Source organism: Bradyrhizobium sp. WSM4874, from assembly GCF_055811835.1.
Window position 1 is genome coordinate 1 of the sequence record NZ_JBVVPR010000004.1, and the last position, 18,625, is coordinate 18,625.

The 18,625-nt window shown below is 60.2% G+C and carries 26 protein-coding genes and 1 tRNA gene; 10 read left to right on the forward strand and 17 right to left on the reverse strand.

The window, feature by feature from the left end; genetic code table 11:
- The first annotated feature begins 76 nt into the window (after positions 1 to 76).
- Together AC0L3P_RS05190 and AC0L3P_RS05195 are read left to right on the forward strand one after the other, a co-directional pair.
- On the forward strand, positions 77 to 529 hold the full coding sequence (locus tag AC0L3P_RS05190) for a VOC family protein (protein ID WP_354203577.1): 453 nt from the start codon (positions 77 to 79) through the stop codon (positions 527 to 529).
- 326 nt (positions 530 to 855) lie between these two features.
- Positions 856 to 1,494 carry a glutathione S-transferase family protein gene (locus AC0L3P_RS05195; RefSeq protein WP_473301182.1) on the forward strand — a complete coding sequence of 213 codons (639 nt, stop codon included), beginning with the start codon at positions 856 to 858 and terminating at the stop codon, positions 1,492 to 1,494.
- Positions 1,495 to 1,602: 108 nt separating this feature from the next.
- Here AC0L3P_RS05195 and AC0L3P_RS05200 read toward each other — a convergent pair whose 3' ends face one another.
- From AC0L3P_RS05200 to AC0L3P_RS05210, 3 genes are read right to left on the reverse strand one after another with little or no spacing between them, the layout of a single operon-like run.
- Positions 1,603 to 1,770 carry a hypothetical protein gene (locus tag AC0L3P_RS05200; protein WP_247397846.1) on the reverse strand — a complete coding sequence of 56 codons (168 nt, stop codon included), beginning with the start codon at positions 1,768 to 1,770 and terminating at the stop codon, positions 1,603 to 1,605.
- Between the two features lie 5 nt (positions 1,771 to 1,775).
- The gene (locus AC0L3P_RS05205; protein ID WP_354203583.1) at positions 1,776 to 2,021 is read right to left on the reverse strand and encodes a hypothetical protein; all 246 of its coding nucleotides are present in this window, start codon (positions 2,019 to 2,021) and stop codon (positions 1,776 to 1,778) included.
- 58 nt (positions 2,022 to 2,079) lie between these two features.
- Positions 2,080 to 2,334, reverse strand: a complete 255-nt coding sequence (locus AC0L3P_RS05210; RefSeq protein WP_007591415.1) for a PilZ domain-containing protein — start codon at positions 2,332 to 2,334, stop codon at positions 2,080 to 2,082.
- A gap of 226 nt (positions 2,335 to 2,560) precedes the next feature.
- Here AC0L3P_RS05210 and AC0L3P_RS05215 point away from each other — a divergent pair.
- The 3 genes from AC0L3P_RS05215 to AC0L3P_RS05225 all read left to right on the forward strand — a co-directional run bounded on the left by AC0L3P_RS05215 (position 2,561) and on the right by AC0L3P_RS05225 (position 4,254).
- A tRNA-Glu gene (locus AC0L3P_RS05215) sits at positions 2,561 to 2,635 on the forward strand.
- Between the two features lie 432 nt (positions 2,636 to 3,067).
- Positions 3,068 to 3,256 (forward strand): hypothetical protein, encoded by a 189-nt coding sequence (locus tag AC0L3P_RS05220; RefSeq protein ID WP_473301184.1) that lies wholly within the window; start codon positions 3,068 to 3,070, stop codon positions 3,254 to 3,256.
- Positions 3,257 to 3,987: 731 nt separating this feature from the next.
- Positions 3,988 to 4,254, forward strand: a complete 267-nt coding sequence (locus tag AC0L3P_RS05225) for a hypothetical protein (protein ID WP_473301185.1) — start codon at positions 3,988 to 3,990, stop codon at positions 4,252 to 4,254.
- A 388-nt stretch (positions 4,255 to 4,642) separates the two neighbouring features.
- Here AC0L3P_RS05225 and AC0L3P_RS05230 read toward each other — a convergent pair whose 3' ends face one another.
- Positions 4,643 to 5,017: a hypothetical protein gene (locus AC0L3P_RS05230; RefSeq protein WP_473301186.1), complete on the reverse strand. Its 375-nt coding sequence runs from the start codon at positions 5,015 to 5,017 to the stop codon at positions 4,643 to 4,645.
- Between the two features lie 430 nt (positions 5,018 to 5,447).
- Between AC0L3P_RS05230 and AC0L3P_RS05235 the strand changes: the two genes are divergently transcribed.
- The 3 genes from AC0L3P_RS05235 (at position 5,448) to AC0L3P_RS05245 (ending at position 8,227) form a co-directional block, all read left to right on the forward strand.
- On the forward strand, positions 5,448 to 5,624 hold the full coding sequence (locus tag AC0L3P_RS05235; RefSeq protein ID WP_473301187.1) for a hypothetical protein: 177 nt from the start codon (positions 5,448 to 5,450) through the stop codon (positions 5,622 to 5,624).
- Positions 5,625 to 5,837: 213 nt separating this feature from the next.
- Entirely contained in the window at positions 5,838 to 6,422 is a 585-nt protein-coding gene (locus AC0L3P_RS05240; protein WP_473301361.1) for an ATP-dependent DNA ligase, read from the forward strand.
- 329 nt (positions 6,423 to 6,751) lie between these two features.
- Positions 6,752 to 8,227, forward strand: coding sequence for a DUF1254 domain-containing protein (locus AC0L3P_RS05245; protein WP_473301188.1), 1,476 nt, complete (start codon positions 6,752 to 6,754; stop codon positions 8,225 to 8,227).
- A gap of 174 nt (positions 8,228 to 8,401) precedes the next feature.
- Here AC0L3P_RS05245 and AC0L3P_RS05250 read toward each other — a convergent pair whose 3' ends face one another.
- The 6 genes from AC0L3P_RS05250 to AC0L3P_RS05275 are packed head-to-tail and all read right to left on the reverse strand — an operon-like array spanning position 8,402 to position 10,361.
- The gene (locus tag AC0L3P_RS05250; protein WP_473301189.1) at positions 8,402 to 8,602 is read right to left on the reverse strand and encodes a cold-shock protein; all 201 of its coding nucleotides are present in this window, start codon (positions 8,600 to 8,602) and stop codon (positions 8,402 to 8,404) included.
- 34 nt (positions 8,603 to 8,636) lie between these two features.
- Positions 8,637 to 8,975 carry a hypothetical protein gene (locus AC0L3P_RS05255; RefSeq protein ID WP_473301191.1) on the reverse strand — a complete coding sequence of 113 codons (339 nt, stop codon included), beginning with the start codon at positions 8,973 to 8,975 and terminating at the stop codon, positions 8,637 to 8,639.
- Entirely contained in the window at positions 8,972 to 9,280 is a 309-nt protein-coding gene (locus tag AC0L3P_RS05260; protein ID WP_473301192.1) for a hypothetical protein, read from the reverse strand. Before AC0L3P_RS05260 ends, AC0L3P_RS05255 begins: the two co-directional genes overlap by 4 nt.
- Complete coding sequence (locus tag AC0L3P_RS05265; RefSeq protein WP_473301193.1) at positions 9,265 to 9,435, reverse strand: hypothetical protein; 171 nt, start codon at positions 9,433 to 9,435, stop codon at positions 9,265 to 9,267. The genes AC0L3P_RS05260 and AC0L3P_RS05265 overlap by 16 nt, the downstream gene beginning before the upstream one ends.
- Before the next feature lie 15 nt (positions 9,436 to 9,450).
- Positions 9,451 to 10,131 carry a hypothetical protein gene (locus tag AC0L3P_RS05270; protein WP_473301194.1) on the reverse strand — a complete coding sequence of 227 codons (681 nt, stop codon included), beginning with the start codon at positions 10,129 to 10,131 and terminating at the stop codon, positions 9,451 to 9,453.
- Positions 10,128 to 10,361 (reverse strand): hypothetical protein, encoded by a 234-nt coding sequence (locus AC0L3P_RS05275; protein ID WP_473301195.1) that lies wholly within the window; start codon positions 10,359 to 10,361, stop codon positions 10,128 to 10,130. Before AC0L3P_RS05275 ends, AC0L3P_RS05270 begins: the two co-directional genes overlap by 4 nt.
- A 278-nt stretch (positions 10,362 to 10,639) precedes the next feature.
- Between AC0L3P_RS05275 and AC0L3P_RS05280 the strand changes: the two genes are divergently transcribed.
- The gene (locus tag AC0L3P_RS05280) at positions 10,640 to 11,293 is read left to right on the forward strand and encodes a hypothetical protein (RefSeq protein ID WP_473301196.1); all 654 of its coding nucleotides are present in this window, start codon (positions 10,640 to 10,642) and stop codon (positions 11,291 to 11,293) included.
- A gap of 43 nt (positions 11,294 to 11,336) precedes the next feature.
- A complete protein-coding gene (locus AC0L3P_RS05285; RefSeq protein ID WP_473301197.1) occupies positions 11,337 to 11,804 on the forward strand; it encodes a hypothetical protein in 468 nt (155 codons plus the stop codon).
- A 29-nt stretch (positions 11,805 to 11,833) separates the two neighbouring features.
- On the opposite strand, the gene AC0L3P_RS05290 is transcribed toward AC0L3P_RS05285, so the two are convergent.
- The 7 genes from AC0L3P_RS05290 to AC0L3P_RS05320 form a co-directional block, all read right to left on the reverse strand.
- Positions 11,834 to 13,093, reverse strand: coding sequence for a DNA-packaging protein (locus tag AC0L3P_RS05290; RefSeq protein ID WP_473301198.1), 1,260 nt, complete (start codon positions 13,091 to 13,093; stop codon positions 11,834 to 11,836).
- Positions 13,090 to 13,662 (reverse strand): hypothetical protein, encoded by a 573-nt coding sequence (locus AC0L3P_RS05295; RefSeq protein ID WP_473301199.1) that lies wholly within the window; start codon positions 13,660 to 13,662, stop codon positions 13,090 to 13,092. Before AC0L3P_RS05295 ends, AC0L3P_RS05290 begins: the two co-directional genes overlap by 4 nt.
- A 101-nt stretch (positions 13,663 to 13,763) precedes the next feature.
- A complete protein-coding gene (locus AC0L3P_RS05300) occupies positions 13,764 to 14,339 on the reverse strand; it encodes a recombinase family protein (protein ID WP_473301200.1) in 576 nt (191 codons plus the stop codon).
- 359 nt (positions 14,340 to 14,698) lie between these two features.
- Positions 14,699 to 16,402 carry an AAA family ATPase gene (locus AC0L3P_RS05305; protein ID WP_473301201.1) on the reverse strand — a complete coding sequence of 568 codons (1,704 nt, stop codon included), beginning with the start codon at positions 16,400 to 16,402 and terminating at the stop codon, positions 14,699 to 14,701.
- A gap of 133 nt (positions 16,403 to 16,535) precedes the next feature.
- Positions 16,536 to 16,733 carry a hypothetical protein gene (locus tag AC0L3P_RS05310; RefSeq protein ID WP_473301202.1) on the reverse strand — a complete coding sequence of 66 codons (198 nt, stop codon included), beginning with the start codon at positions 16,731 to 16,733 and terminating at the stop codon, positions 16,536 to 16,538.
- Entirely contained in the window at positions 16,730 to 16,918 is a 189-nt protein-coding gene (locus AC0L3P_RS05315) for a transcriptional regulator (protein ID WP_473301203.1), read from the reverse strand. Before AC0L3P_RS05315 ends, AC0L3P_RS05310 begins: the two co-directional genes overlap by 4 nt.
- 220 nt (positions 16,919 to 17,138) lie before the next feature.
- The gene (locus tag AC0L3P_RS05320) at positions 17,139 to 18,392 is read right to left on the reverse strand and encodes a tyrosine-type recombinase/integrase (protein ID WP_473301204.1); all 1,254 of its coding nucleotides are present in this window, start codon (positions 18,390 to 18,392) and stop codon (positions 17,139 to 17,141) included.
- Positions 18,393 to 18,625: the final 233 nt, after the last annotated feature.

Consider the following 18,625-nt stretch of genomic DNA (forward strand, 5'->3'; position numbering starts at 1 on the left):
ACTTTCCTGCTATCTCCTACCCCCGCCGTCCCGGCCCAAACCAAAAATCCTCCATCCGTTCAAGGGAGCAACAACCATGCGATACCTCCACACCATGCTGCGCGTGCGCAATCTCGATGTTGCGCTGAAGTTCTATCAGGATGCGCTGGGGCTGAAGGAGGTGCGGCGGATCGAGAACGACAAGGGGCGTTTCACGCTGGTGTTCCTGTGCTCGTCGGACGATCTCGAGGCGCTGAAGAAGCAGCCACGGTCGCGCGGCGCGCCGCTGGTCGAGCTCACCTGGAATTGGGACGAGGAGAAATATGGCGAGGATCGCTTCTTCGGCCATCTCGCCTATGAGGTCGACGACATCTATGCGACCTGCGAGAAGCTGATGAAGGCGGGCGTCACCATCAACCGTCCGCCGCGCGACGGCAACATGGCCTTCGTGCGCTCGCCCGATTTGCACTCGATCGAGATCTTGCAGAAGGGCGACCCGAAGCCTCCGCAGGAGCCGTGGTCGTCGATGCCCAACATCGGCCATTGGTAGAGCCTTTCCGCGGGAACCAGCCTTGGCCCTAAACGTTCTCTCTTCGACAATGCAATTGGAGGAGGACGCGATGGGACGCGGAATTTTGTTATGGATGTTGGGTGTGCCGATCCCGGTGATCATCTTGCTGTGGCTGTTCTTCGGCCGCTGATCGCCTGACCAGCTTTGCCCTGCAATGAAAGCTCCGCCTCGGGCGGAGCTTTTTGCATGCCGACCTTTTTGCATGTGGACCTTTCTGCATGAGAGGATCGGCGCAATCGCGCATCGCTCGCGGCGGCGGATTCCGCTATCACCCGCGACACCAAGAAACTCCTGGGGAGGATGATGTGCCGGAGCAAAAGCTGACGATCTGGGGCCGTGCCAATTCGGTCAACGTGCAGAAAGTTCTGTGGTGCCTCACCGAGCTCGGCCTGGCTTATGAGCGCATCGACGCCGGCATGGCCTTTGGCAAGACTCGCGAGGCCGACTATCTCGCGATGAACCCGAATGCGCGGATCCCGACGCTGGTCGAGGGCGATTTCACGCTGTGGGAATCCAATTCGATCATGCGCTATCTCTGCCTCGCGCACGGGCGCGGCACGCCGATCTATCCCGAGGCGCCGAAGCTGCGTGCCAGCGTCGACCGCTGGCTCGACTGGACGCTGTCGATGGTGCAGCCGGTCGACCGCCCGGTGTTCTGGGGCATCGTGCGCACGGCGCCCGCCGAGCGCGACATGATCCAGGTGCAGAAGGATGCCGATGCCGCCGCCGAGGTCTGGACCATCGCAGACCGCCTGCTCTCCACGCGCCCGTTCATGGACGGCGATGCGTTCACCCTCGCCGACATCGCGATCGGCGCCTATGCGCGGCGCTGGCTCGGCGTCGAGGGCATCACCCGGCCCGCGCAGCCGCATCTGACGCGCTGGCTCGCCGAGCTCGGCAAACGGCCCGGTTTTGCGCAATTTGTGGCACCGCCGATGTCGTGAGCGGCGACGCGGCTAAAGTGCGTTGAGAGCACGATGAATCGGCATTCGCGCGCGCGCCGCCGGGTGGTGGCGGCTACTGTGCATGGGGTTGTTTTCGCGTTTTTTTGTTTAAGGCCAGCCGCGTTCGAACAGCAGCACGCAGACGATCAGCACAAGGGTGACGGCCGCGGTGGCGAGCCGCGCGGTCCAGCTCAGGCCGCGGCCGATCCACCACAGCAGCGCGCAATACATCACGAACGGGACGATGATCTCGGGCCGCATGATGTCCGGTGGCATGGACTTCAGCGCCTGATCGTGGTCTCGACGCTGATCGAGCCGCCGATCTTGACGCAGGTGCCGGTGCTCTCGACCATATGGAAGCCGCGGCCATAGGCGGCGCAGGAGCCCGCCTTCGCGCTTCCGCCGGCACCTTTCAGCGGCAGGGCCTTGCCGGCCTGTGGGCGCTCCGCAGGCGGAAGACGCAAGGCTTCCGCCGCGGCCGCGGACATGGTCAGCAACGAGATCAAGATGAGGAGCGGCGCACGCATGCGGGCCGTTCTAGCCCGGACCGGCGCCGCGCGCCATCGGGGGTCGCTTCGCCCGGGATCAGATGAACTTGATGCCGGCCGATTTGCCGCGGCGCCACACCACCTGGCAGCTCCGCCCGGTCCGCGCATCGCGCGCAAACGCCATCCGGATCACGCCCGGGAGCTGGCTCGCATCCTCGTCCAGCGTGATCTTGGCCCCCGTGGCGGAGATGTCCTGGACCAGGCATTGCCGCGCCGCGAACCCGCCGTCGAGCGTGATCCAGGCATGCTGCGACAGCGACTTGCGGGCTGCGCGCTTTTTGGGCGGTGGCATCGGCTTAAATTCTCCCAGTCCAGCGCTAGCTCAGGGAACCTAAGAAACCGTTGAATTCGCCCCGATTGATCCTGGGGTAGGAGGCTAATCCACCGGTGCCAAAAGACCGTTCCCGAACGGCTTGCCCATGGCGGCAAAGGCCATTATAGGTTCGCCCGCTGCAGCCGCCGGGCATGACTCGGGCGGCCAGCGGCCGTGCCGCGATAAGCGGCGGGGCCTTGGGTTTGCTCCCTTCGTCTATCGGTTAGGACGCCACCCTTTCACGGTGGAGAGAGCGGTTCGATTCCGCTAGGGAGCGCCAACAAAATCAATCAGTTAGCGCCCTGCTCCGCCGCCATGTCCAACACTTGGCCAATAACCGAGAAGTGAGGGCGCGCCCATGAGCGCCGTCGACATCGTCGGTTGGGTGGTCTTGGCGGTCGTGTTCTTCGCCTCATTGAGCCTAGAAAATAGCCCGCCAGCGTGAACGAATAGGCCGCCCACTGAGGCGGTCTTACTCATTGTTCTCGGTCCAAGTCTGCGCACCGCACTCACACTTGAACATGCGCACGGTTTTACCGTTTTGCGGATTTAGCATTTTCAACGTGGACAGGGGCTTTCTGCCACACTCGCCGCAGGGCCTCGCCGGGTTTGGGTCAAAACTCGAAAACACTTCGTTTTTGAAATCACGGTCCACTATTATCACCCAGCCATCGAGCGAATCTAAGTATGAAAGTGTACATTTGTTCCAGCGATGAACGAATACCTCAAACTGGCGGAGCGATACCGGAAGGTGCTGGAAACGGCCAAGGACGCTTTCACGCGCCACCACCTGGAAGCCATGGAACAGAGCTACCGAACCCTCGCTGACAGCGAACGAGCGCTCCGGAACTCGGGCTACATGGCCTTGGACAAGCTGCGCGATAGCGGCAAATTAAAATAGACCAAATGCGGCTCGTTCCGTCCGTTGATACGCTCCCGTTCGCCACCTGTTCACGGCGGACTTGATTCCTTGATTTATCTCCAGGTTGGCACCAAACGAGGCCGCCACCTGCGGCAGCCTACTTCGGAGACTGTAGGCCGGGAGAGGTCAGCCAATCGCTGATGTGCGCGCCAGTATTAGCTAGCCGTGCTTTCTTAAGAAGCGCCTCGCGTTCAGCGCCTGCCGGTAATGCGCTGGCCTGCTCTTTGTACCTTGTTGCTAGTTCGGCCAATCGTTCCTCAAGAGAGTAGGTCTGCTTCACTCGGCGGCGCTCCGTCATGGCGCTTTCCTCGGGCCGTTAATAAACGACTCCAAAACCAGAAAACCCACGTTCAGTTCCAACGGCGGAACGAACTTAGGCGCCCCGAAGCATTCTGATAGGCCCCGCCAGCGTGAACCGGCGGGCCTCTATTGAATGAACTGAACCTTCACACTCCACGCCCATACTCACGAGTATCCGGGATTTTTGCTGATCCCGTGCCGGGGCTGGACGGATATCAAGCCGCCGGGACAAGGTATTGCGTGCCCGGCGGCTTAATTTTGGCCTATCGCTCGGGCGAGCACCTGCCGGCGTGAACGGGGGAGCTTCAAGCGGCTTTTCCCCACCTACGACACTCAGTAGCTCGCGGCCATTGGGACCCACTATCAATCGATAATTTGCGATGTACTTGCGATGCCGCTTTGATGGCGGCATGTCCCGTCCTGTCCGACGCCACACGCCTACGCATGCTGACGGCCGACCGCTGAAGATCACATTCGGCGAGATGCGAGAGATGGGACCGCGCCGCGTGCTGGTCTATTGCCATTGCGGCCATCACGTCGCTCTGGAGGCCGACCGCTGGCCTGACAGTATGAGGCTATCGGACCTTGAGCCGCGTTTCGTCTGCCAGGGCTGCGGTAGTCGGGGTGCCGACGTTCGACCTGACTTTGCCCCTCCCAAGATGGGCACCAACGCATGAAGGCCCGCCAGCGTGAACCGGCCACCTGATGCGAGTGGGCCACACACGCACGGCACCCAGTAGCTCGCGTCGCTGCGCTGAGCTTCAGGAACGTATCGCGTCAATCGCGTGGGCAATCAGGATTGCAACGCTGACCGCGATTACGATTACTAACAGCCAGGTGATCACGTTCGTCTCCATCGTGGAGTTGAACGCGCTCAATCGCGCACAGTCAAAAACAACCCGCTAAGAAGCTTAATTTGGCGCTGGGCTGAGGATTCAAGGCAACTCTTGCGTCCGCAGTCGGTCCTATCGACGGAAGGCCAGTAGGAGAAGAACACCAACAACGCACGCCGCGAGCGAGAGGAAGAGAATACCCACGGCAGCCCCGACTCACTAGGGATTTGAATTAGGAGTTATACCATGCTGAGGCCCGAGCATCCCAGGTTCCACATTTTCCTGTTGCCCATTGATCCTTGGCAGGCAAATAGCGCTCTAACGCACTGAGCGCAGACTTGGCCGGTTGGCTCATCTCCGCGAAGGCCTTCGCCAACTCTTCTGTCGTATGCCTCGCTTTGAACTGCTCCCATGCGACCTTGAAGCGGCCTTTGGCTTCCCCGAGTGAGCGAGCTTCCCCCGATGGCGCACCGAGAAGCGTCACAACGCAGGTCCACAGCCAGAACCCAGGGCTGCGCTCGCTCGTGTAGCGTATCCGCCCGACCAGCTGCCGGTCGTCGTGCACCGTATAATCATCCGAGCCGATCATCCGCAGGGTGAGAGACATGGTGGTTGCCCTTGTCAGCAACGGACTAAACCCCAGCAGCTAAAATGGTGCCAGCACTCCTGACCTGCGGTAGGAACGCTGCGCTCGCTCTGCCGTTTGCTGACTCGCCAGCTCTCTCCTTCGTGCTGGCGGAGCGGCCCCGGCCTAACCTATCCCAGGACCCTCCAAGCCGGGGCCGTCTCTCCGCTGGCCACTACACAGTTGGGACGGCCCATGAAAATACCGAGAGGCAAGTTCATTGGCGAGCGCACGGGCAAGCCCCCGGCAGATGAAGCAGAGCATTTCATCAAGTGCCCCACCTGCGGCGGATGGATCGATATGCGCGACCTCGGGTCGGTTTTCGAGCATGAGGGGCCGTTGCCGCATCCCGGCCAGGATCGGGCGCAATAGTCGCTTCGGTTGCTCCTGAAGCGAGCGGACGGAGAGACGGATGCCGATCGAGGTCTACCAAGGCCATGTGCTCGAGCCGGATCAACTGGAAGAACTGCGCGTCCGGCTTGAGATGTTCGACACAATTGAGCAAGTCGATCCCGAGATGCGCGGCATCATCGCGCGCAACTGGCCCCACCTACTACCGAAGCTCCCTCCGGAGGACTTTGAAGGGTGATCCAGCTTCTTGAAAGCCGGCCAACGCGAACCGGGAGAACGCCGCTGGGGCACCCAAAAAGCCGGCCCTGAAGGAGGATGAACCCCTTGGGGCCGGGAGTTTACTCTATGCTGCTCCGAGCACTGCCCGAAGCTGAAAAGGAAACGCTGTCCGATTGCCGGTTGTTCCCGAGTGGCAAAATACAGCGAAGCGCCTATCTTTTCGCACATGCGTATGGCGTACGAGCTTTGTCTGGCGACCGCCGGCAAGCAGGTCCCATCAGGACCGGACTGGATCCACGAGGTAAAGCACGACGGCTACCGGATGCTTGTCATTCGGGATGACCAGCGCGTGCGCCTGCTATCCCGCAACGGCACCGACTGGAGCAAGCGCTACCCCTGGATCGCCGAGGCGGCGCTGAAGAACCGGCAGAAGCATTTCGTAATCGATGGGGAGGCGGTAATTCTCGGCATCGATGGCCTCTCCGATTTCAACGCGCTGCACTCCCGCAAGCATGATCACGAAGCGCAGCTTTATGCGTTCGATGTGCTGGCGCTCGGTGGGGACGATCTTCGCGACCTGCCGCTGCACTTGCGGAAGACAAACCTCCAGAGACTGCTAGCGCGCAGGCCGGACGGGTTCACTGTCGCGCCATTTGAGCGCGGGGAAATCGGGGCTGATCTGTACCGCGCCGCCTGCCGCATGGGCCTGGAGGGGCTGGTCTCAAAGCACCGCGATCGGCCATATCGCGGCGGTCGGCAGAAGCATTGGGTCAAGGTTAAAAACCGGACGCATCCGGCAATGTCGCGGGAGCTGTGAAGGGCGGGCAAACAGATCTGGCAGCACGCAAGGCAAAGCGGAAGTTTGCCGCCTTTGGGCGTAATCGGCGGCTTGTGACACCCTTCGCGGAAATTCCTCGCCTGAAGCACAGTGATGCGCTCCGCAAATGCCCCTAAGGGACTCGTTCTGGTCGAGCGCGGCCCGACCGCTCGCCGGCCTCTCCTTGATGTAAGTCAATTCGTTTGATGCTGGATCATGCCCATTCTTTCCATGGCGGTGGGTAGCTGACGTCGGGCCGCAAATCGGCTCTGCCAGCGCATCGACATTCAGATGTTGTTCAGAGCTATTGAACTTGCCGGAGGTATCCGATGTCATCCATTCGCACATCCACCCTGATCGCCGCCACCGCACTCCTTGGCACGCTCGCCTTTGGCGCGGCCCCTACTGAGGCCCAAACCATCAATTCCCGAATTGGAGAGCTGAAATACGAGAACGGCTATCCGTCCAGGGAAACGGTGGAGAAGCTCTATGACGAAATGGATTTTCAGCGCGCCAGCCAGGCGTACATGTGGTCCTTCCCCGCCGTGAGTTTCGGCTCCGTCAGGGCCGGTATGTTTCGCGATCTGGGAGCGACCTACAACGACATCGTGCTCTGGCAGGATTTCCTAGATCCCAAAGCTCTGGTCCTCACCGGAAACGACTCGACGATATACGCCGTCAGTCAGATTGATCTGGCCAAGGACGGCCCGGTCGTCGTCGAGGTCCCCGCCGGCGCCACCGCGGGCGCGTTCGCGGATCTCTGGTTCGAGACGTCGGGCCTAGGGCGCCTCGGTCCGGACAAAGGCGAAGGCGGCAAGTACCTGCTCGTGCCACCGGGCCACAAGGGTGAGCTGCCGACACAGGGCTATTTCATTACGCCGTTCAAGACGATGGATGCCAACTTTTTCATTCGTGGCATCGTCATCAAAGGGGACGTGGCTGGAGCCGCCGATATGGTCGCGAAGTCGCGCGTTTATCCCTATAGCGAGCGTGCCAATCCCAGGCCCAACCGGGTCCTTCGCGTCTCCGGCAAATACGCCAACACGATCGAACCCGCGGGGCTCGATTATTGGAAGCTGTTATCGGAGCTGATCAACAACAACCCGGTGGCAGAGCGCGATCGGTTCTTCATGGCGATGCTCAAGCCACTTGGCATTGAGAAGGGCAAGCCGTTTGCGCCGGACGATCGCCAAAAACGAATCCTCGAAGAGGGTGCGCGTGTCGGTCATGCCATGGCGCAGAACATCAGCTTCGCTTCGCGTCTCGCCGCGTCTCCGGCCTATAACAACTGGGTGAACGTGTTTGCGTTGAACATGGAGGAGAAAACTCAGCAGGAGTCCGAGTATTACAGCCAATTGGACGAGCGGCTCAACTATCTCTACCTCGGCACCTGGCCAATCCACGCGATGAACCTGCCGTTTCCCTCCAAGGGACAACGGTATCTGGAGAGCTTCAAAGATAAGGACGGCAACCCGCTCGATGGCTCGAAAAACTACAAGCTGCACGTTCTGGCCAACCCGCCTGTCGAGGAGTTCTGGTCCGTCACGGTCTACGACAACCTCACGCGCTCCATGACCATGAACAAAGCTAACAATGCGGCAATCAATTCATTTGACAAGATCAAGCCGAACGCTGACGGCTCATGGGACCTCTACTTTGGCCCGAAAGCGCCGGCGGGTTTGGAGAGCAACTGGGTGGATACCAGTGCGTCGAAGGGGTGGTGGGTCTGGTTCCGCTTCTATGGCCCAACGAAGCCCTTTTTCGATCAGAGCTGGCAGCTGCCGGATTTTGCTAAAATCGAATAACCGAAGCCAAGCGCGAATAACTTCGGGCGTAGCCTTGGACTTTTGAAGAAGCGGCGACTTATTATTGTGGCCGCCCCATCTAAGTCGGCTAATGGGCCCATCTGCGACCTCGGAGGCCTTCACCTCTTCGGCCGATATTGGCGGTAAACCGGACATTGGGCAACCGGCCGCGATTTAGACGAGCCTCACGTTCGTGGCCATCGGCTTGCCGGTGCGTTCGTTCAAACCAATCTCGAACCCGACGTGCTGTCCGACTTCAAGCGCTCGCGTGCCAAGCGGGAGCGCCGAGGCATGGCAAAAAATGTCGTGCCCATCGACGCGGAGAAACCCGAACCCGCGCTCGCCATTCCAATTCTTTACTTCGCCGATCTTCATCTCATGTCCCCGTGGGAAGCTGCCTTAAGGCTGATCAGGCGAAGTCGCCGCCTGTCAGGTATTCAATGTCGCCGTAGATGCCCAACCCACCGGTGCGTTGCATCACCATGAGCGAGCCGGTCTGGTACTGAGTGGAAAGCACCGTCTTGCCGTATCGATTGACGACATGCGGGCTCGCAGCAAGCGTGATCGTACCAGTGCTGTACATCACGAATCCGCAGTTGAACCCGATATCGAGATCGTTGGAAACGGTCACTGTGACGTTGGCCGTATCGTCAGACCTGAAAATCTTCCCTTCGTCGTCGCGGGTTACCCTAAGGTTGCCCGTGAACGGAACGACGAACCCGCGCTGCTTTGCATAGTCGTAGCTCATGGCTTGAATCCTTCGATCTGCTTGTTGGACAGCTCGACAGCGCGGTCGTGCCAGTCATTGACCAGCACACGCGGGGCAAAATCGAGATGCTGGAGGGCTCGGAGTCCGTCCTCCAACCGGTTGCGAGACGCAAAGTGCCAGGAGCGAATGGCTTCACCTTGCGCGACGTTCTGGTTCTGCAAGGTTCTGTCGATCGCGGCCAGGCGTGCCCATGCCTCACGGAAGGCGTTGAGCGCTTCGCTGTAGGCTGCGCCGGCGGCATCCCGCTCGGCTATGAGCTGTTTCCGGTTCATGGCGTCTTCCACGGCTGATCGATTCCGAGCGCTCGTTTCAGCGGAGGCGCCATTTTCTGCTGAGCAGGCGGCTCGGGCTGGGTGACACCGGCCGCAGCATTGACGCCAGCCGCTGGTGCCTGAGGGATCTGCGGTGCGACCTGCTCGGGGGTGATGCGCTTGATCATTGTGGTCTCCTTTGGTTACGCGGCGATGGCCGTTTCGCGCGCGACATCGGCTTCAATGGCGCGCTGATCCGGAATGATCTGAGCCAAAAACTCATTGAGCGCGTGCGCGTTCGGCAGCTCCGCCACTTCGCGAGCCGCGTCGGACATGGCGGCGGTCGCGTTGGCCAGGAGCCGTACCGCGTCCCGCTCGCCGTCCAGCTCGGCCGATTTGCCGGGATGCACGAGGTCGATCGCCCGACCGCGGGCCGCCTCGACCGTTTCACGATCGGCGCCGACAAGCTCGGGAGCTTCAAGGATCGCCTGCAGATACAGCAGCGACATGGTCGGGATTGTTGCGCGGAGTTCCTTCGCCGACTTAGGCAACCGGTCGCGGACCTGGCTACGCAGGACGGCGCCGGCGGCATCGGTCTTGTCGACTGCCGGCAACTGGATGTTGGCGCGCTTCTCGTCGATCCTGGCGCTGAGCCGCCGCACGGCGGCATTCGCGCGGATCAGCTCGTGCGCCTTCTTTTTCAGTTCGTCGCGGGCCTCTTTCGTCTTTCCCTGCGCGCTGAGATCGGCGTTGCCGCGAACCCGGGCGGCGGTGGCCATGATTTCGCGATGCAGTTTCGTTAGGCGAGAGAGTGCGCCTCGCACCGCGACGTCTGGCACGCTGGCGGCCTGTGTTTCGATGGTGGCGAAATAGCGTTCGTTCATTTTGGGTATGACCTGTTGTTACGCAGCGACGCTTCGCGCGGCGGTATGGTGGGTTGGAAGCTGGCGAGGAAGGTGGGAACGTGCATGCCCCAGCGGCCGGCAACCTTGCGAGCGCCGGGCACACATCCGCTTTCGAGCGCGCGGAACACGCTCGTTTCAGTGCGCCCGATGATCGGCGCGATTGATGCCGCGCCCCATACTATTTCGCAGTGATGATTGCTGATCGACACGGTGCGAGGCTCCTTTGAAGCTCGCACCGGACGCAAAACCAGGGCGAGCACCTTAGTGCTTCTGCTCCCGGCAGCGTCCCGCTGTCGTAGAGAACCGATACGGCGTCCCGCCGCTGATCCCGTAGAGAACACCTGCAATACTACACGAAATTTCGCGCTTTTCAACCTACCCTAGGTTTGTCAACTTAAAATTGCACAAATCAACAGTTGTGTTCGCTCGAAAAGCCTGTGCACGGGCGCGCATTTGAATGGCAGCGAATCAACCCCGAAGTGATTAGTTGGTGCTTTCGTTGGTGGGCTTGATTGAAATGGACTTAGAGAAATACTGGCCTGTGATTCAAGCCAATCCCGTTGCTTTCTTGCTTTTCGGGGCGGCGGTTAGCACGGCCATCTGGTTCGTTGCCTCACTTTACTATTCAGGTCAGGTCGCGGCAGCAAAAGCGCAAACCGAGCTAGCTGAGAAGCAGCGCGACGACTTTAAACAGAAGCTATCGGTCTCAACACCAGAAGAAGCAAAAACCAAAGTAGATCGATTAGAAGGTGAACTCACTGGTCTCAACAGGATCATTTCCGTAACAGTCGGCTACAACTGGTCGCCATTGACAGATCATCAGATCGGCGACCTTGCCGATCGACTGAAGTCTTTGCAGAAGCACCGAGTCCAAATTATGTACGTCAATCAACTCGGCAAAGACCTGGCTCAATCCTTCCACAAGGCTTTTGTGAAGGCTGGTTGGGATGGCGCTACCTTTTCGGACGGCGGTGGCGCGCATCTCGGTATCATTGCTGGAGCTGGTGCGGCGAAAGCTGGATTACTAAAGCAGGCAATCGAAGCCACAACGCCATACAAGGTAGAGTTGGACAAACCTACCGTGGCCGAATATGGGGACCTGGTGTACCTTTTTGTTGGCACAAATCCAAACAAGCCTTAACAACGCGAACTTCAAACCCGGAGATACGGTTGCGGAGCGCACATTGGACTCAGAAAAGCATTTGAGATTGACCGGTGGCTTGATCATGAATCTACAAGCAGTCGAAACACTAGTGCGCTTTTTTCTCGTGCTTCGAAAAGGACAGCCGATCGACTTTCCTAAGCCGGGCGACACTGAGGCCACCGAAACGTTCGCGACAACCTTCGCGTCGCTAGGTAGCCTTATCGATTCATACAACGACGATCTATCAAACGAGGAAAAACGACGCTATTTTGTAGACCGACGCATCGTCCACATTAGAGACGCCTTCGCGCACGGCCGCCTTGTGACAGTTGGAGAATTTCCAGTAACGCTATGGAAGTTTGGTCGTCCGAATGACGGCAAGGTACCGATCGAGTTTTCGCAGGTTCTAACGGAAAAATGGCTTTTGGAAGCGAATGCTCTGTTAGCGAAACAACGCGACAGCATTGTAGCCTGCGCCAAGGAGAGGGGCTACAAGGGCCTTAGTTGATAACTGGCGAGACAAGCAACAAGCCAACATCAAATCCGCAGCTCTGTGACCCTCACCCAATGCACCGGTCCGCTTAATTCAGTCAGCGCCCATACCAGCGCGTCCACGCGATCCGGCGAATAGCCGGTGCGCGCGCGGTCGAAATCCGACGTGAACGCGCACATCTGATCTTCCAGCACCGCGAACCCGCCGACGTGGTGAACCTTGCGCTGCTCGTATAGTGCAGCGATCGGTTCGGCGCGCACCACCTTGCCGCGGCTGGCATGCACCGCTTTGAAGCTCACCCGATGGTCCAGCGCGCGGATCGTCGCCTCGACCATGGCGCCGCCGTTGTTCACTTCGGCCAGGATCCGGTCGGCCTTCTGGCGCCGGTACGCTGAGATGGCCACCGCCGCCCACTCGTGCGGCGCATAGCGGCCCGAACAATCCTCCAGCACGTAGACCGTGCCATCCGCGGCAACGCCGGCGACAATGATTCCGGTTTCGTCCGAGCCTTCGTTATTGGAGACGGCCGGGTCGATCGCCACCACGATGCGGCGCAGATCGGGTGCCGCCGATACGCGATCGCGGTCAAGCCAGTCCAGTTGCCACAGAGCGCCCGGGTTGTCCGAAAGCAGCTCGGCGTTTAACTCCTGTCGGCCAAGCCGGGTGCCCTCGTAGCGTTGACGAATGGCCGCGAGGAAGGTCGGTGCCAGATTGGCTTCGTTCTCAAAAGTCGAGCCACGGGTCACCACGACGTCTTTGCGTTCTCGCGCCAACAGCTCCTTCAGCAACTTGATCGGCTTTGGCGTGGTCGTCACGAGCCAGCGCGGGCGCCTCCCCAAGCGCAACCCGAACTGCAGCATGTCCCACGTGCCCTGCACGTCCGTCCACGCGGCCAGCTCGTCGGCCCATACCGCGTCGTGCTCGGGGCCGCGGAGGCGGTCCGCTTCCTCACTGGAAAAAGTGGTGGCGATCGCACCGTTGGGCCAAGTCACGCGACGTTTGCTCGACTCGTAGATCGGCCTATTCCACGGCGACGCGGTGTTGAGCAGCCCTGAGACGCCCTCGACCAGCGTGTCGCGGGCGTCGGCGGCGGTGGCGGCAACTAGGGCGATGCGGCCGGCTTGGCGGGTCTCGACCAGATCGTGCACCCACCCTGCCCCGGCTCGGGTCTTGCCGAACCCGCGGCCGGCCAGGATCATCCATCCGTTCCAGTCGCCGGGTGGCGCGAGCTGGCTGGGACGGGCCTTGGCGCGCCATCCACCATCCTCCAATGCATCAGCGAGGGCGCCTGCTACGCTGGTCATCGGCCGGACCCCGGCAACGGTACGGGGCACAGCGGGGGCAGCGCCGTGGCATCGATTACCATGGGCGCCCTGCCCGCATCGGCGGCCTCGGCATCGAGTTCGCGCCATGCGGCGACCGTGGCCGCGCGGGCTTCCGGAAATGCTGCCAGCGCCCTGAGCTGTGCGGCTTGGAGCCGAGCGAATATGGGGCTGTTGATGATGTTCGTTACGTTGGTGACGTTGATCGTATTCCCGGCGGGAGCGGCAATCTCCCCGGTCAGTTTGCCCAATCGTTCCAACACGCCGACCAGGCTATTCGATACCAGCGCCACGCCCCGGGCGTCTCCGGCCTCGCTGCAAGCGGCCAGGCTCGACATCAGTGCGGTTCGAGTGATGCGGAAGTAATCGAGGACCGACTCGCCTTCGGTTGCTGCTTTTGCGCCAAGTGCCTCCATTTGGCTGGGTCCGGCGAGGTAGCCGGCCTTAGCGTCGTCGGTGACGTGGCGTGTCCAATGACGGTGAATGGCGTCGCGGCTAAGCGGCTTGAACTTTTCTGCCAAGCTGTCGAGCGACGCGCCACCAGCGCGCAAAAGCTCGATTCTCCATTTCTCGGGGTGCGAGCACACCGAGCACGCTGGGCCTTTTTTACTCAAAACTCACCTGCAAAATATCGTTGCAGGTGCAACTAATATCACAACATGGTTGCAGATGCAACTAATCGACCCCGAACCCGGCCGATCGTGGTGGGATCCACGGCATAGGACCGAGCGATGTCGGCCTGTGTCTCGCCCCCAGCCAGGCGTGCAAGGGCCTCCGTGCGCTGGTGCGGCGTCAGCTTGCTTGGCCGCCCGAACCTCACGCCCCGGTTCATGGCGCGCTTGCGGCCTTCGCCTGTGCGGGCCTTGATCAACTCGCGCTCAAACTCAGCAAGCCCGCCGAGCACGGTCAGCATTAACCGTCCGTGCGGCGTCGTGGTGTCTGCCCATGTGTCCACGAGCGACCGGAAGCCGACCCCACGTTCGCCCAGCGTGTGCAGGGTGTTGAGTAGGTCCCGCGTGCTGCGCGCTAAGCGGTCCAGCCGCGTCACGAGCAACACGTCACCAGACTTGGCAACACGGAGAAGCTTGGCCAGTTGAGCGCGGTCTGTCTTGGCGCCCGATGCCGTCTCGCTGAAAATCTTGGCCGCGCCAGCTGCGGTTAGGTCATGCATCTGCGCTGCGACGCTTTGCCCATCGGTGGAGACACGCGCGTATCCGTAAACGGTCATTTTGAATCACCTGACATTTGCAGCCGACTTTTGCAGGTTAAAAGCGCCGTGGCCTCAATGCAATAGGAAAGCTGCAAAAGTTGTAAGTTATGCAGGCTCGAACAGATGCGACAACTCCAGAACGGCGTTGCGCGAACGGAAGCGCTCAACCCCTTCTAATGCGTCGAGGCTCGCACGGTCGGGATCGAATCGATTTCCAAATTGCTTTCTCCGGTTCACTTCCGTGTTGATGAGCTAAGTACTTGAATTCGTACGGACCGACCGGACCAAACACAGACCACGGTCCGACCGGTCCTCGCCGGCCATACGGACCGACCGGACCGCCCCCCTATAAGGGCGGTACGGCGGTCCCGGTCCGGTCAGGTTCTTTGAGGGAAAGGCGGCAATGGTCCGCCAGGTGCTACCTTGGAAATTGCAACGTCATCGGTAGTTGCGTGATTGATGATCCGCACGAGGTGGTCCTGAACGAAAATCAATCTATTAGCGAGCAACTTCACTTGCCGCCGGTGCAGGTCGCGGTTCGGCTTCGCCGCGCTCGGATCAACACCGCCGATCTTGAAGCATTGGTCCAGCCACTCACTTAACGTTACGGACCGACCTGGCATTTCCGGTCGCAGTTGACCTTTTGCCTTAAGCGCCTCGCCAAGCGCTTGCATGGCCAGTTTGTCGTCATCGGATAATTTGGTGGCCTTGCCCATCACGTCGCCGCTCTCCGTGACGCTGGCGACCACGAGGCTGCTTGCGGCCTTCTGATAGTCGACGCGCCTCTTCCAGCCGTCCTCGCCGTCCTTCATTTTGGTGCAATGGATTTTGCCACGGGTCAGCGGCTCGTTCGAACCGCCCTCGCGAGTGACTTGGAACATGAAATCCGAGTTGGCCCCGAAATAGACCGAGCCGAATGTCTCCCCCGATTTGTTGACGTGGTGCACTCCGATCGCCACACCTCCGCCGATCTCACCCAACTGCTGCAAGTGCTCCATGAATCGCGTGATGGATTTCGCGTCGTAAAAATCCTCGCCAGGCAAAGCGCGCCCGACGGTGTCGACCATGACGGCGGCGAACCGGCGCCCGCCGGCAATGATAGCGGCCTTCAGTTCCTCGAACTGTGCCACGTCACCAAAGTTGACCGGCGAGCGCATGAACACTATTCGGTCAGTGTCGTCGGTGATGCCGTGGTGCGCCTTGAACGCGTCGATGCGCCCCCTAAACCCCGTGGCGCCCTCACGAGCGATAAGCAGCACGTAGCAGGGAACGCCCGGCAATTTGGCGCCGTGCCATTCCTGCACGCCATACGCGAGATGTAGCAACAGATCGAACCCGATGAATGATTTGCCGCTGGCATATTCGCCATAGATCAGCCCGACGCCCTGCTCGGGGATCCAGTCGCCAACCAGCCATTTCGCTGTAGGCAGCTTGCGCAGGTCGTAAACCGTCTCGAATAGATATCGCGGGGCGGCCGGCTTTGGCGGTGCAGGAAACGGTACAACGGTCACAGGTTTTGCTTTCTGTAGGTGTTCGGTGAAACGGCGCTCGGTCCAGCGCTCGACTTTCTTGGTGTCACTGTAGGGCAGACCGGCCGCGATCCATCGTGCATAACCGGCATCGTCCAGATCAAAGAACCGGTCGAGACGTTTGAGCCGTCGCGCCTCGCGCTTGTCGCTCCACTCCTTGAGCTTGGTCTGTGATTTCGGGGACAACTGAGCCGTGCGAAAGCATTTCAGCCGGTCGTTGTTCTCCGCCTTGTGTGCGCGCTCCGCGGCCCGATCTCTGCGTTCGATTTCACTAGCCAGCACCGGCATCTTGTCGACGATGCCCTGCAGCTTTTCGCGCGTCTCCTTGTTTCGACGAGGAACGTTCCCGTCGTTGTAAAACCACTCTTGCCGCTCGTGCTTCACCCACTCGGTCGGATCGACAACCGTGGCAGAAGCAGAATCGCAATCCGGCCATTGACCAGGTACGCGAACGATCGGTCGATACTTGCGATCATAGATGACGGAGGCGCGCTCTGTGACGAACACACCATAAGGCAGAAGGTCAGGGTCTTTGATTGCAGCGATACTCATTTCGGAACTCCAGAAGCATGACGGAGCCCGCGAGATTTAGGTTGAAAATTACAGCGAGATGCGCTAGATCAGATCAGCCACGATAAGAAATGCGCCGCTCGCCGAGATTGCCGTCTCGCGGGCGGTTTTCGTTTTAGTGCCGCGGTCGCGGCGTTTTGGGTGCGAGCGGATGAGCTTGGCAAAAAAGAAGCCACTGCAGATCCTGGTGCAGTTCATCGCAGCGAGTTCGCCACGCTGAAGGCTCAATCACGATTTCCTGCCGGTATCGCTCGACGTGCTCGCGAAAAAGCGTGAACGCGTGCTCAACGGCATTGTCGATCTCCGTCGTCATGCGGCGACTCCCTGGCTGGCGGCTTCACGGGCACGCAGCCATTCGGTGTTTGCTTCCTCTGTAATGCGGACGATGCGCCCAACATTGTAGGTCCGCGGCGCTTCGCCCTGCCCGCGCAGCTTGTAGAAGAACGCCCGGCAGAAGCCGTGCAGTTGGCACCATTCGTCAATCGAAAACGATCGCATAGCGACCTCCGTTCATTAGCGCACAGCGGCGCCCGACAAAGATGGGGGGTGAAGTCGGCGCGCTACACGATGCTGAACGATGCTGAACGGTGCGAAACGAAAGTTGCCAAGGCGCTGACTATCTACGTTTATACACTGACGCTAAGTAGTTGTCAACGCTAAGGAATTTGTCAACATAAAATTGAAGTGGGAACGCTATCGGTTTGGTTCAATTCCAAGTTTACACGCTAGATGTTGTGAATCGCGGAGCGCCGGCGCGGATCGCGTCTGCAATGAAGCTCGGCGCCAAATGTCCATAGTGCTTTTCAACCATGCGAGTGGTCGAGTGTCCGAGATTCTTCGCGACAACCATCAGCGGCACACCGGCCATAATACAGTGCGATGCCCATGTGTGGCGCAGCGCGTGAAAGTTGGTGGGTGCAATCTTCGCCAGCTTGCTCGCCTCGGCGATTGGATCCTTTTGCCACGATGACTGCCACGCATCGCCGCTATCCCTCACGAACAAAGTTTCACTGGCCGCCCTGCCCTTTGTGATCTCGCGGTAAAATTCGATACCGTCGACCGTCAGAACAATGTCGCGCGGCTTGTCCGACTTGGATTGGCGAATGGCAATGGTACCACTGTCTGTGTTGAAGTCCGCGACGGTGAGACCGCACAACTCGCCATATCGCGCCCCGGTTTCCAGTGCACCACGGACCAACCGCCGGAAATCCGGCGCGCACGCGTCCAGCAGGCTCTTGGCTTCCTTGATGGTCAGATATCGGATGCGCGCCGAGTCCACGCCCTTGAACGGCTTCACCCGACGCCATGCAGCATCGGAGGGAATGGCTTTCGGGTGGTCATGGGCACAGAGGTTGAGTGCGGCTTTCAGGATCGTCAAAATCCTGTTCGTTGACGATTGCCGCCGTCGTTGGTTCTCCGGGTCGTTGGTCGACTTGAATTGTTGCTTCTCGCCCTTCTTTGTCCGGATGCGGGCCGGAGCCTTGGCCAGCTTGGAGAGCCAAGAGCGCACCTGTTCCGGCGTCAGTGCGTTGATCTCGACCGCCCCCAGCGTCGGCAGGATAAACGCCTCGGCCGCATAGCGCGCCTCTCGCCCCGATCGGCTGCGCTTCGATTCCAGATATGTGAGGTAGCTTTCAATCGCATCCTTGACGGTGAGCGGCTTTCTCTTTCCGGCCACCGCGTGCGCACGGTCGACCATGCGGGACCGCGCCAGCGTTTGCGCTTGGGCGAATGACAGGATGGCCACGCCGTCGGGGTCGCTGAAATCGTCCGCGGTGGCGATCGCCTCGATCTCGTATTTCTGCTCGCCGATGTAGTGCCGCGCCAGCCACTTGCCGGCGCCGCTAAGCGGCTTGCGATAGCCAAGGTGGAGTCCAGGCTCCAGCCCGCGCCAGTACGGCTTGCCGCGCGCCTTAAGGCGGCCGCGCGCCGTTCTCGTGTCCAATATCGCATCTCGAATTGTGCGCGCCATACATCTGTTCTCCGGTGGAGAGCGGAAACGTGTCCAACAGATGTCCAATATATGCGGGTAAACGTCAATAGACCGGCATGCACCCAAGTAGGCGGCTTCATTGAAGTTATTGAGCTATCTGGAACGCCAGTAGACGCCCATATATGCCGTACCAATTCTTTCACGGTGGAGAGAGCGGTTCGATTCCGCTAGGGAGCGCCATCATCCGGGCGTCTGGATGACACGACGAAATC